Origin of the sequence: Planomonospora corallina (assembly GCF_042650625.1) — a bacterium.
GTDB classification, from domain to species: Bacteria; Actinomycetota; Actinomycetes; order Streptosporangiales; family Streptosporangiaceae; genus Planomonospora_B; species Planomonospora_B corallina.
Genome location: NZ_JBHSBM010000011.1, coordinates 267,797 through 279,724, shown reverse-complemented (window position 1 = coordinate 279,724; position 11,928 = coordinate 267,797). Strand labels below are relative to the sequence as shown.

10 protein-coding genes are annotated in these 11,928 nt (G+C 73.8%); 2 read left to right on the top strand and 8 right to left on the bottom strand.

What is annotated here, in order from left to right:
* Positions 1 to 80: 80 nt before the first annotated feature.
* Complete coding sequence (gene pcrA, locus ACFOWE_RS06195; RefSeq protein WP_377285986.1) at positions 81 to 2,345, bottom strand: DNA helicase PcrA; 2,265 nt, start codon at positions 2,343 to 2,345, stop codon at positions 81 to 83.
* Positions 2,346 to 2,411: 66 nt separating this feature from the next.
* Between pcrA and ACFOWE_RS06190 the strand changes: the two genes are divergently transcribed.
* Both ACFOWE_RS06190 and ACFOWE_RS06185 read left to right on the top strand, forming a co-directional pair.
* The gene (locus ACFOWE_RS06190) at positions 2,412 to 3,131 is read left to right on the top strand and encodes a PIG-L deacetylase family protein (protein WP_377285985.1); all 720 of its coding nucleotides are present in this window, start codon (positions 2,412 to 2,414) and stop codon (positions 3,129 to 3,131) included.
* 107 nt (positions 3,132 to 3,238) lie between these two features.
* Complete coding sequence (locus ACFOWE_RS06185; protein ID WP_377285983.1) at positions 3,239 to 3,988, top strand: ABC transporter permease; 750 nt, start codon at positions 3,239 to 3,241, stop codon at positions 3,986 to 3,988.
* On the opposite strand, the gene ACFOWE_RS06180 is transcribed toward ACFOWE_RS06185, so the two are convergent.
* From ACFOWE_RS06180 to ACFOWE_RS06150, 7 genes are all read right to left on the bottom strand, one after another.
* Positions 3,977 to 4,816, bottom strand: coding sequence for a CPBP family intramembrane glutamic endopeptidase (locus ACFOWE_RS06180; protein WP_377285982.1), 840 nt, complete (start codon positions 4,814 to 4,816; stop codon positions 3,977 to 3,979). The genes ACFOWE_RS06185 and ACFOWE_RS06180 overlap by 12 nt on opposite strands.
* A gap of 81 nt (positions 4,817 to 4,897) precedes the next feature.
* Entirely contained in the window at positions 4,898 to 5,155 is a 258-nt protein-coding gene (locus ACFOWE_RS06175) for a WhiB family transcriptional regulator (protein ID WP_377285981.1), read from the bottom strand.
* Positions 5,156 to 5,301: 146 nt separating this feature from the next.
* The gene (locus tag ACFOWE_RS06170; RefSeq protein WP_377285980.1) at positions 5,302 to 6,207 is read right to left on the bottom strand and encodes a sterol desaturase family protein; all 906 of its coding nucleotides are present in this window, start codon (positions 6,205 to 6,207) and stop codon (positions 5,302 to 5,304) included.
* A 170-nt stretch (positions 6,208 to 6,377) separates the two neighbouring features.
* Positions 6,378 to 7,061, bottom strand: coding sequence for a helix-turn-helix domain-containing protein (locus ACFOWE_RS06165; RefSeq protein ID WP_377285978.1), 684 nt, complete (start codon positions 7,059 to 7,061; stop codon positions 6,378 to 6,380).
* Between the two features lie 184 nt (positions 7,062 to 7,245).
* Positions 7,246 to 8,961, bottom strand: coding sequence for an ABC transporter ATP-binding protein (locus tag ACFOWE_RS06160; protein WP_377285977.1), 1,716 nt, complete (start codon positions 8,959 to 8,961; stop codon positions 7,246 to 7,248).
* Complete coding sequence (locus tag ACFOWE_RS06155; protein ID WP_377285975.1) at positions 8,958 to 10,754, bottom strand: ABC transporter ATP-binding protein; 1,797 nt, start codon at positions 10,752 to 10,754, stop codon at positions 8,958 to 8,960. The genes ACFOWE_RS06160 and ACFOWE_RS06155 overlap by 4 nt, the downstream gene beginning before the upstream one ends.
* A 215-nt stretch (positions 10,755 to 10,969) precedes the next feature.
* Complete coding sequence (locus ACFOWE_RS06150) at positions 10,970 to 11,905, bottom strand: alpha/beta hydrolase (RefSeq protein WP_377285974.1); 936 nt, start codon at positions 11,903 to 11,905, stop codon at positions 10,970 to 10,972.
* Positions 11,906 to 11,928: the final 23 nt, after the last annotated feature.

Genomic DNA, 11,928 nt, shown 5'->3' with positions numbered 1-11,928 from the left:
CCGGGACGTCCCCGGACGGGCCCGGCGGCGCTTCGGGTCCCGCGCCTCAGGGTGCGGAGGGCCGGACCCGGCACGGCCCTCTAGAGCTTCTCCAGCGGCGCGTAGGCCAGCACCAGAGTCTTCTCGCCGCCGCTGCCGAAGTCGACCTTCGCCTTGTCGCCGTCGCACGAGACGACCGTGCCCAGGCCGTACTGGTCGTGGGTGACGCGGTCGCCGGGCCGCAGGTCGGGGATCTTCCGGCCGCCCTTGCGCGCGGCGGAGGCGGCGCGGGAGGGCTCGCGGCGGGTCGCGGCGGTCCAGGCGTTCTTCTTCGGGTCGGTCCGCCACTCGAGGAGGTCCTGCGGGATCTCCGCGACGAACCGGGAGACCGGGTTGAACGACGGCGATCCCCACGAGCTGCGCACGGCCGCCCGCGACAGGTAGAGGCGCTGCTGCGCCCGGGTGATGCCGACGTAGGCCAGGCGGCGCTCCTCCTCCAGCTCCTTCGGCTCGCCGAGGGAGCGCATGTGCGGGAAGACTCCGTCCTCCAGACCGGTGAGGAAGACCACCGGGAACTCCAGCCCCTTGGCCGTGTGCAGGGTCATCAGCGTGACCACGCCCTGCCCGCCCTCGGCCTCCGGGATCTGGTCGGCGTCGGCCACCAGCGAGACCTGCTCCAGGAACTCCACGAGCTTGCCCGCCCCGCCCTCGGCGTCGGCCTCCTCGAACTCCGAGGCCACCGAGATCAGCTCCTCGAGGTTCTCCAGGCGCCCGGCGTCCTGCGGATCCTCGGAGTTCTCCAGCTCGGCCCGGTATCCGGTGCTCTCCAGCACCTCCTGGGCCAGCGCCGACGGGGGCGCGCTCTCCGCCTTGGCGGCCAGCTCGTCCAGGAGCGCGACGAACTCCTTGACCGCCTTGATCGAGCGGGTGGCCATGCCCGGCGCCTCGTCCGCCCGGCGCAGCGCCTCGGCGAACGGGATGCGCTCACGCGCCGCGAACGCCTCGACCATCGCCTCGGCCCGGTCGCCGATGCCGCGCTTGGGCACGTTGAGGATGCGGCGCAGCGAGACCACGTCGCCCGGGTTGGCCAGCACCCGCAGGTAGGCCAGCAGGTCGCGGACCTCCTTGCGCTCGTAGAAGCGCACCCCGCCCACCACCTTGTACGGCAGGCCCGTCCGGATGAACGTCTCCTCGAAGACGCGGGAGGCGGCGTTGGTCCGGTAGAACACGGCCACCTGGCCGGGGACCACGCCCTCGGTGTCGGTGAGCCGGTCGACCTCCTGCGCGACGAACATGGCCTCGTCGTGCTCGTCGTCGGCGACGTAGCCGACGATCTTCGGGCCGGGGCCCTGGTCGGACCAGAGGTTCTTGGGCTTGCGGCTCTCGTTGCGGGAGATCACCGCGTTGGCCGCGGACAGGATCGTCTGGGTGGAGCGGTAGTTCTGCTCCAGCAGGATCGTCTTCGCGTCCGGGTAGTCGCGCTCGAACTCCAGGATGTTGCGGATCGTCGCGCCGCGGAAGGCGTAGATCGACTGGTCGGCGTCGCCCACCACGCACAGCTCGGCGGGGTCGATCCCGGACGAGCCCTCCCGGACCAGCTCGCCGTCGGCGGTGCGCAGCTCCGGAAAGCCGACGAGCTCCCTGATCAGCATGTACTGCGCGTGGTTGGTGTCCTGGTACTCGTCGACCATGACGTGCCGCCAGCGGCGGCGGTAGTGCTCGGCCACGTCGGGGAAGAGCTGCAGCAGCGTGACCGTCGTCATGATGAGGTCGTCGAAGTCCATCGCGCCGGCCTCGGTCAGCCGCTGCTGGTAGTTCTTGTAGGCCTCGGCGAGCGTGCGCTCCAGGTGCGTGGCGGCCTGCGCCGCCGCCGTCTCGTAGTCGACCAGCTCGTTCTTGAAGTTGCTGACCTGGGCGGAGAAGGAGCGCGGCGGGTAGCGCTTGGGGTCGAGCTCCATCTCCCGGCAGACCATGGCCATCAGCCGCTGCGCGTCGGCCTGGTCGTAGATGGAGAAGCCGGAGGGGAAGCCCAGCCGCCTGGCCTCGCGGCGCAGGATCCGCACGCACGCGCTGTGGAAGGTCATCACCCACATCGCCGCCGAGCGGGGCCCGACCAGCCGGTCGACCCGCTCCTTCATCTCCTTGGCGGCCTTGTTGGTGAAGGTGATCGCGAGGATCTCCTGCGGCTGCACGCCCCGCTCCGCCAGCAGGTAGGCGACCCGGTGGGTCAGCACCCGCGTCTTGCCCGAGCCGGCGCCCGCCACGATGAGCAGCGGGCTGCCGTGGTGCACGACGGCCTCGCGCTGCTGGGGGTTGAGCCCGTCGAGCAGTGGATGGTGGGTCAGGGAATCGGCTGGGATCGGCACGCTCCCTAGGGTAGGGCGGGCCGCCGACAGCCGGGTCCACGGCCGGAAGGAATCAGGGAGGGCCACATGCTCGCCGAGAACGAGATCGACCGGGTGCTCGTGGTGGTCGCGCACCCCGACGACGTCGACTTCGCCGCCGCGGCCACCGTCGCGCGCTTCACCGACCGGGGCGCCGAGGTGGTCTACTGCCTCGTCACCGACGGCGACGCCGGCGGTTTCGAACGCGAGACGGACGGCGGCGGCATGGCCGGGCTCCGCCGGGACGAGCAGCGGGCCGCCGCCGAGGTGGTGGGCGTGCGCGACCTGCGTTTCCTGGGCTACCGGGACGGGGTCGTGGAGCAGAGCCTGGGCCTGCGGCGCGACATCGCCCGGGTCGTCCGCCAGGTCCGCCCCGACCTGGTGATCACCCACAGCCCCGAGCGCAACTACTCCTTCGTCGCCCCCAGCCATCCCGACCACCGGGCCGTCGGCGGCGCCGCCATCGACGCCGTCTACCCCGACGCCCGCAATCCGTACGCCTTCCCCGAACTGCTGCGCGAGGAGGGGCTCGCGGCGTGGACGGTCCGCGAGATGTGGCTGGACGGGCACGAGACGCCGGACCACTACGTGGACGTCACCGGCACCTTCGAGCGCAAGCTCGCGGCGCTGCGCGCCCACGCGAGCCAGACCGGCCACGTCGAGGGCTTCGAGGACTCCATCCGGGAGCACTTCTCCCGGATGGCCGAGCGGGCCGGGTTCGGCCCCGGCCGCTACGCCGAGGCCTTCAAACGGGTCATCACCGCCTGACCGCCCGCCGGGGCCGGGCGCCGGGGCCGGGCGCCGGGGCCGGGCGCCGGAGCCACTCGTCGGGGTCGGCCGCCGGAGGCGATCGGCGGGTGGGTCATGCTCGTGCGGTGAGCGTCATCGTCCTGTCCCCCGCCACCGCCGCCGCGGTTGTCCTCCTCGCTCTGGCGGGGGCCGCGGTCGCCCTGCTCGGCCGGCTCGGCCACGGCCGGGCCGTCCTGTCCGCCTGCCTGCGCGCCGCGGTCCAGCTCGGCGCGGTCTCGCTGGTGATCCTGTGGGCGGTCGATCGCCCTCTGGCCGCGGGCGCGTTCGTCCTGGTCATGTACGGCGTGGCGAGCGTGACGGCGGGGCGCAGGATCACCGGGGGCGCGGCGGCCCGCTGGGCGGCCGTACCCGTCGGGGCGGGGAGCCTGCCGGTCTTCCTGGTACTGGTCGGCACCGGGACCGTGCCGACCGCCGCCATCACGCTGATCCCGGTCGCGGGCATCCTGCTGGGCGGCTGCCTGACGGCCACCGCGCTGGCGGGGCGGCGCGCGGTCGACGAGCTCGTCCAGCGGCGCGGCGAGGTCGAGGCGGCGCTGGCGCTGGGCTTCTCCGGCCGGGAGGCCGCCCTGGAGATCTGCCGCCCGGCGGCGGCCCAGGCGCTGGTGCCCGCGCTGGACCAGACGCGGACCGTGGGGCTGGTCACGCTGCCGGGCGCGTTCGTCGGCATGCTCCTCGGCGGGGCCGACCCGCTCCACGCCGGCGTGGTCCAGCTCGTCGTGCTGGTCGCGCTGCTGGCCGCCGAGGCGGTGGCCGTGCTGATCACGGTCGAGCTGGCCGCGCGGGGGCGCTTCTCCGGGGCGGGCCTACCGTCCTGACCCCGGACCCGCCGGGTGCGGAGCCCTCCGCCGGGCGGCGGCGCTCCTGCGCGCGGCGAGGCGGGCGAACAGGTAGCCCAGCGAGTTGGTGGCGACGTGCAGGAGCGCGGGGGCGGTGAGACCGCCCCGGCGGCGCAGCTCGCAGAAGAGCACCCCGGCCAGCCCCGTGGAGACCACGGAACCGGCCACCACCCGGGCCAGGAGCGCCGCGTCCGGCGGCGTCGCGCTCCCCGGCGCGTCCTCCCGTGCGTTCCCCGGCGCGTCCTCCCGTGCGACGCCCTCCGCCGGGGCCTGCGCGGGTCCCTCCCCCGTGGCCAGGCCGCTGAGCGCGGGGTTGGCCACGGCCATGTCCATGGAGGGGAGCACGTGCCAGAGCCCGAACAGGGCCGAGGAGACGGCGGTGGCCGCGGGCACGCCGCAGGAGCGGGCGAGCAGGCCGTACAGCACCCCGCGGAAGCCGACCTCCTCCAGCAGGACCGTGCCGACCGGCACCTGGAGCAGGGCCTCCTCCAGCACGCGGGCGCGCGACAGCGACAGCGCCCGTTCGTCGTGGAAGAAGCGGCGGGTCACGGGCATCGTCACGCCCGCCCCGTAGGCCGCGGTGACGGCCGCGGCGAGCGCTCCGCCGATCCGCAGGCCGCGCCGCCGCTCGGTGAAGCCCAGCTCGGCCCAGGACAGGCCCGAGCGACGGGCCAGCGCCAGCAGCGCGCCGGTGGCCGCGACAGAGGTCAGTGGGGCCAGGCGCGGGGCGAGGCGGTTGTTGAGCACGTTGGCCGCCGCCAGCACGCCCACCGCGCCGGCGAGCACCGCCGTCCGTCTCCCGTCCACGACCGCCTCCCGCCTGCCGGACCCGGGTCCGACCCTACGGCGTCCCCGGCCGTGCCGCGCGGGCCACGCCGTCCCCGGCCGTCATCCGGCGGCGCGCCCCCGCCATCCCGCGGGGAAGCGCAGCCCGCGCCGTTCCCGGACGGTCAGGCCGCCCCAGATCCCCTCCGGCTCCGCGGCCCGTACGGCGTAGGCCCGGCACTCCTCCAGCACCGGGCAGCCCGCGCAGACGGCCTTGGCCCGCGCCTCCTGGTCCAGCGAGGGCGCCACCGGGAAGAACAGCTCGGGGTCGCTCCCCCGGCAGGCGCCCCGCCCGGCCCAGCCGATCTCACGAACCGTCATCCGCATGACCCCACCACCCCCTGCCTCGGGTTACCGGCCCTCAGACTAGGCGGGCGGCTCCGGCGCGACATCAGCCTTCCGGTGGATCGGCGCGTCACCACGGCGACGTACGGCCGGCTCGCGAGGGGCCCGGCGTTGTGGCCCGGTCACCTCACCGCCCGTTCCCGGGCGGCGGGCTCATGCCCGGCGGGTTCCGCCCGGCAGGCGCCGGAGGCGCGGAAGGGTTCGGCGAGCTGGGCCAGATAGGCGGTGGGGTAGTCGGGTTCGGCGGCCATGCCCAGCTGCTCGGAGGTGAAACGCCGGGCCGGGTCGTAGGAGAAGGTGCCGAGCAGGTGGTCCCAGACCAGGGTGAACAGGCCGAAGTTGACGTCGCCGACGCCGGCCCACTTCAGATGGTGGAAGCGGTGCCCCTCGTTGAGCGCGAGCACGTACCTCAGGGCGCCGACGCGGTAGTCGGCGTTGGAGTGCTGCAGCAGCAGCTGCACCGCGACGGCGACGGCCAGCGCGGCGGCCACGTCGGCGGGAAGCCCGATGAGGATGAGCGGGGCGACACCGGCGCCCATCTCCAGCGTCTGGTGCAGGGGGTGCTTCATCAGGCCGTTGAAGCCGTAGAAGCGCTTGATCGAGTGGTGGACGGCGTGGAAACGCCACAGCAGGCCGATCCTGTGGCTGGCGTAGTGGGTCAGCGTGATGCCCAGGTCGGCGATCGAGACCGCGACCAGCACCTGCAGCACGAACGGCCAGGAGTGCGGCCACACGTCGGCGACGGTGACGGTGGCGGCCGGCACCGGGATGACGCCCACGCTGATGAGCAGTAGCAGCTCGTTGACGCCGGCGTGCGCGACGTCACGGCCGCCGTCCCCGGCCGGGCTGTTCCACTCCGCCTCGTCCGGCAGGGCTCGTTCGGCGGCGAACGAGCAGCCGATCGCGGCCAGCAGCAGGCCGATCAGCCACAGCTTGGAGGCTCCGGAGGCGGCCAGGGCGATGGCGGCGCCGTCGACGCCCAGCAGCATGAACGGCACGTAGCCGTATCGGACGACAGATTTCAGCATGCGCATCAGCGTCGCGGCCGCCGGCCCTCTCGGGCTTGGACGGATCCGCTGGGCTGCGGACCAGGCCGTGCCGGTCCTACCCGGCGACAGGCCGGAATCGGCTGACGCCGTTCCGGGGTCACGCTCCGGACGGCGTCCTGGGCCGGGCGTCGGACAGCGGGCGACCGGCCTCAGGCGGTGGGGCGTACGAGGTGGATCAGGCGGGAGGGGGCCAGACCGAACATCTCGTGGCAGACGCGGGTCAGGTGGGAGCTGTCGGCGAAACCCGCGCCGTGCGCGGCCTCGGTGAGCGTTGCGCCGCCACGCACCGCCTCCATCGCGTGCAGCAGGCGGACCCAGCGCCGCCAGGCAGGAAACGGCAGCCGCAGGTGCTCGGCGAACAGATGCCCCAGCCGGCTGGCCGACACCCCGACCCGGGCGGCGATCTCGCTCAGCAGCAGCGGCCCGTCGATGAGCCGGGGGACCGTCTCCAGTGCCCGGGACAGAACGGCGGGAGGTCTCCTCGTGTCGGCGGAGAGTCCGTCGGCGGGGAGTCCGATCGAGCGCAGCACGCCGGGCAGAGCCGCCGGTGCGGTGATCTCGCCGGTGACCGCTGTGGTGGCCGGCGGGCGGGCGGCGACCTGCCAGGTGCTCACGGTGCCCGCGTCGCCGGCCGCGGCGATGCGGGCGCCGGCCGCGCGCCCGGCCGGATGGGCCGGATCGAGGTAGGCCAGCAGGCCATGGGCGCCGGAAGCGGCCCGCAGCTCGTGCCGGGCACCGGCCGGGATGATCGCGCCGGTGAAGGCGAGCAGGCCCGGGGCCGCCGTGGCCGTGCCCGCCCAACCGGCCGCCCGCGCCCGCTCGCCACGCGGCATTCCTGGCCCTCCCCTCGGATCCGCGTCATCAACTGCGAAGGAGCGCTGAGCGGCCGTCGCCACCCTGTGTCCGCGCGGCCGGTCATCTCGGTGCCGGATGACCTTCGGTTCCCGACATCCGGATCACCGGTGCGGCGATGGACGGGAAACGCCCTCCGAAGGAGCCCGCCCAGGACTCACCGGCTCAGTCATGCGCTGCCGGTGTCAGGGAAGCGTTCCAGAAGTCGGCGTAGCGGCCGCCGCGGCGGAGCAGGTCGTCGTGGCGTCCTTCTTCCGCGATCCGGCCGCCCTCGAGGAAGACGATGCGATCGGCGCGCCGGACCGTCCGCATCCGGTGAGCGACCATCACGACCGTCCGGCCGGCCATCAGGCGCTCGATGCCCTCGTGGACGGCCGCCTCGTTCACCGGGTCCAGCGCGGAGGTCACCTCGTCCAGAAGCACGATGGGCGCGTCCTTCAGCAGAGCCCGCGCGATCGAGACGCGCTGGCGCTCGCCGCCCGACAGCAGGGCGCCGCCCTCGCCGACGTTCGCCGCCCATCCCCCGGGAAGCCGCTCGATCACCTCGTCCAGCCGCGCGGCGCTCGCCGCCGCCCGCAGTTCGGCCTCGGTGGCCTCGGGCCGGCCCAGCCGTACGTTCTCCTCGATCGTGCCGTCGAAGAGGTAGACGTCCTGGAAGACGATGGCCAGTCGGGACATCAGCGTCTCGGTGCTCATCGAGCGCACGTCCACGCCGCCCACGCGCACCGCGCCCGCGTCCACGTCGTGGAAGCGCGCGATCAGCTGCAGCAGCGTGCTCTTGCCCGCACCCGAGGGGCCGACCACGGCAAGGCGCCGTCCCTCGGGCACGGACAACGACAGCTCGTCGAACACCGCGCGGTCGCCGTGCCGGAAGGCGACGGACTCCAGCTCCAGGCCGTGACCCACCGGCTGGATCGGTTCCGGTGCCTCCGGCAGCGGCTCGGTGCGCAGGACCGCTTCGATTCTGGTCAGCTCGGAGCGCGCGCTGCGGAGTTTGCCACCCATGTCCGCCAGTGACAGGACCGGATCGGCGCAGCGGGAGGCCAGCACCAGGATCGTCAGCACCTCCGCGGCACCGATCCTCCCGCCGAGCGCGAGGTGGGCGCCCAGAACCAGCAACGCGGTGAACATCGCCTGCACCACGAGTGTCAGACCGATCATGCCGGGCAACACCGACAGCACGGTACGGCGGGACGCACGCTGAAGTTCCCGCAGCGCGTCGTCGAGCAACGCGAAGCGTTGCACGCTCCGGCCGCCGGCGCGCAGCACCGGCTGAGCCTGGAGGTATTCGATGACCCGCCCGGTGGCCTCGGTGTCACGTTCGTGGCGGTCGGCATCGCCCGCGGCCATCGAGCGGCCGGTCCAGATCTGGACCGCCGCCACGAGCGGCACGGCGACCAGCGCGGCCAGTCCCAGCTGCCAGTTGAAGGCGAGCATCAGGCCGACGATCGTCAGCGGGGTGACGACGGCGGAGACGTAGGGCGCCAGCAGATGCGCGATCACACCCATCGTCTCCAGCACGCCCTGACTGGCCAGGACGGAGACCTCCCCGACCCGGCCGCCGCTGTACCAGCCGAGGGGCAGCCGGGCCAGATGATCGCCGAGGCGGCGGTACATGCCCTGCAACAGCGTGATCCCGGCGCGGAAACCGAACAGGTCGCTGACATAGCGCAGCACCGCGTAGATGGCGACCGCGCCGCCGAACGCGATCAGCCAGGGCAGCGCGTCCGCGGGGTCACTGCCGAACAGGGCCCGCAGCACGGGAACCAGCAGGGCGTAGGACAGCCCCTCGACGATCGCGGTCATCGTCATCAGGGCCACGGTGCGGCGCACCGGCCGGGCGTGATCACGGCCCAGGACGCGCAGCAGCATGCGGATCATCGGTACTCCCTGGAGTGCCAGAAGGCAGCGAACTCACCGTCCGCTGCCAGGAGGTCGGCGGGTCTGCCCTGCTCGACGATCGACCCGTCGTCCAGCATCACGACGGTGTCGGCGTCGGCGACCGTCTCCAGGCGGTGGGCGATGACCAGGATCGTGCGGTCGCCCTTCAGCGCCGCCAGTGCCCGCCGTACCGCCTGCTCGGTCTGCGGGTCGGCGAATGCGGTCGCCTCGTCCAGGACCAGCACGGGCGTGTCGGCGAGCAGCGCGCGGGCCAGCGCGATCCGCTGCGCCTCGCCGCCCGACAGCTCGGCCTCCTGCCCGAGCACCGTGTCGTAGCCGCGTGGCAGCCCAAGAATCCGATCATGGATGTTCGCCGTCTCGGCTGCCTGCATCACCTCGTCGAGGCCGGCATGCGGTACGGCGAGCGCGATGTTGTCCGCGACCGATGCGCGCAGCAGGCGCACGTCCTGGAAGACGAAGGAGACCGTCCGGTAGAGGTCGTGGCTGCCGATCTCGCGCAGATCGACGCCGCCCAGGGCGACCGAACCGTGGGTCGGGTCGAAGAAGCGCGGCAGCAGCCGGACCAGCGTGGACTTACCGCTGCCCGAGGGCCCGACGATCGCGGTGACCGTGCCCGGTTCGAGGACCAGGTCGATCCCGCGCAGCACCTCGCGATCGGCTCCGTAGCCGAAGCGGACGTCACGCAGTTCCACCCGGTGACCCTGCGGCGGGAGCGGATGTGCGGGCTCCGGCAGCGGCGCCGCCTCGAGCACGTCCCGGATCCGGCCGACCGCGCGCCTGGCGGCCCGCAGGTCGTCGAAACCGTGGGCGATGAGGGCCTCCACCGGAGCGGTCAGGCCCAGTCCCAGCAGCAGGAAAGGCAGCAGGTCCGCCGGGGGCAGGCCGCCGTTCACGATCAGGGCGGTGCCGCCGATCAGCACGACCAGCAGCACGAACGGCGGTGACAGCACCAGCTGCATTCCGGCGGCGATCACGGAGAGGCCGCGCACGAAGCGGTGGTAGATGCCGACGAAATCGTCGGTGGCCGTGCGGAACCTGCGGTGGGCGCGCCCGGAACCGCCGAACGCCTTGACCACCGCGATGCCCTGGACGAACTCGACGACGGAGTCGGCGATCCGCCCCATGGCCGCATCGAACCGCTTCTCCTCCCGCAGCCGGGTCGGGGTCATCATCAGCGGGACGTGCGCCACGGCCAGCACCACCGGGATCAGCGTGATCAACGTGAGCCGCCAGTCGATGGTGAACAGGTAGACCAGCGAGAGCAGCGGCAGCACGAACGCCGCGACGAGCTCGCCGGGGGCGTGGGCGATGAACGGGTGCACGGCGCTGACGTCCTCGCCCACCACCTTGGCCAGCTCGCCGGTGCGGCGGTGGGAGAACCAGCCGATCGGCACCCGGCCCAGCCGGGCGGCCAGTTGCCGGCGGAACGCGAGCTGCGCCTCGCCGTCCACGATGTGCCCGATCCCGGACGACGCTCCGGTGAACGCCAGCCGGACGAACAGCCCCGCCGCACCGGCGAGCACCACGAACCAGACCCGGCCAGGATCGACCGGGCCGGGCGCCAGCAGGATCCGGCCGAGTTCGGCGACCGCCAGCAGCGGCGCCAGCCCCGCGACGGCGCCGATGACCTGGAAGGCGACGACGGCCGCGAAACTCCAGGCGTGCGGGCGCAGCAGCCTGCTCAGGCGGGCTTCGTGCGCGGGATCGGGGCCGGGCGGCGGCGTGGGCGGCGGCCCGGCCTGGATGTGCCCGGCGTCGGAGGTGATCGTCATGCCGAACGTCCTTCCTTGCGTCGAGTGGTCAGGGGGCGCTCCCCGGCGGGGAGCGGGTGGCGGGAGCGGGTGGCGGGAGCCGGCGGTGCCGCCGTGCTCGGGGCCGTCGCGGTGAACGAGGTGCGGACGGACCCGGCCGTACCGGCCGATGGCGGGGTGCGGACGAGCGCGCCGGCCCGTCTGGACGGCCGGTTCCGGGTCGCTTGCGCCGGGCGTCACCCGCCGAGGGACTCCCGGAGGAAGGCGAGGATCTCCGCCCGGGCGGGCGTCGCCTGGGGTGCCATGCCCGGCATGCTCAGGAACGCGTGCCCCGCCTCCGGGTACTCGCTGAGTCGCGCGGGCGTCCCGGCCGCCTGGAGCCGCTCGGCGTAGCGGCGGCCGTGGTCGGCGATCGGGTCGGCAGTCGGCACCACCACGAGCGCCGGGGCCAGCCCGTCCAGGCCGTCGGCGTGAAGCGGCGACAGCGCGCGGGCGTCGGCGCCCTCGGGGACGGCCAGCCGCTGGAAGAACCGCAGCAGCGGCACGGACAGGGTGGGCGTCGTCGCGTACCGGGTCGCCGAGTCGTACGTCCAGGCCGTCGAGGTCACGTCGACCGCCGGGTTGACCAGGACCTGCGCCCGCAGCCCCAGGCCGGCCCGCCTGGCCCTGATGGCCGCCAGCGCGCCGATCAGCCCGCCGCAGCTCTCGCCGAAGACGGCGACGCGGGCCGGATCGACGCCCCACGTCCCGGCGTGCTCCAGCACGTGCCGGAGCACGTCCCAGCCGTCGTCGACGGCGGCGGACAGCGGGGTCTCGAAGTCGAGGAGGCGGTGCTCGACCGAGACGACGACCGCGGGCAGGAGGGCGGCGAGGTGGCTGTTGACCCAGTCGCTCTGCACGGCCGTGCCGACGAAGGCACCCCCGTGCACGTGGACGACGAGGGGCAGGACGCCTGCGACGGAGGGCCGGTACACCCGGACGGGGAGCTCGCGGCCGGGCAGCGCCACCTGCTGCCAGCCGATCGCGGCACCGGGGTCCGGCTCCCCGGTGACCACCCGTGCCGCCGTGGACGCCCGGACGCGGTTCTCGGCGTCCCGGAAGGCGATCAGTTCCTCGGCCGTCACCGTGGACCAGTCCGGCTCCGCGGGCCGCATCGCGGTGATGTCGGTCATGCTTCTCCCCAGGTTTCGACACC

What these genes read in the sequence shown, in the direction of transcription:
- ACFOWE_RS06190 (WP_377285985.1), top strand. Translation starts at nt 2,412, where the DNA reads ATGCTCGCCGAGAACGAGATCGACCGGGTGCTCGTGGTGGTCGCGCAC.
- ACFOWE_RS06155 (WP_377285975.1), bottom strand. Translation starts at nt 10,754, where the DNA reads ATGACGATCACCTCCGACGCCGGGCACATCCAGGCCGGGCCGCCGCCC.
- ACFOWE_RS06150 (WP_377285974.1), bottom strand. Translation starts at nt 11,905, where the DNA reads ATGACCGACATCACCGCGATGCGGCCCGCGGAGCCGGACTGGTCCACG.
- ACFOWE_RS06175 (WP_377285981.1), bottom strand. Translation starts at nt 5,155, where the DNA reads ATGACGGTTCGTGAGATCGGCTGGGCCGGGCGGGGCGCCTGCCGGGGG.
- ACFOWE_RS06170 (WP_377285980.1), bottom strand. Translation starts at nt 6,207, where the DNA reads ATGCTGAAATCTGTCGTCCGATACGGCTACGTGCCGTTCATGCTGCTG.
- ACFOWE_RS06160 (WP_377285977.1), bottom strand. Translation starts at nt 8,961, where the DNA reads ATGATCCGCATGCTGCTGCGCGTCCTGGGCCGTGATCACGCCCGGCCG.
- ACFOWE_RS06165 (WP_377285978.1), bottom strand. Translation starts at nt 7,061, where the DNA reads ATGCCGCGTGGCGAGCGGGCGCGGGCGGCCGGTTGGGCGGGCACGGCC.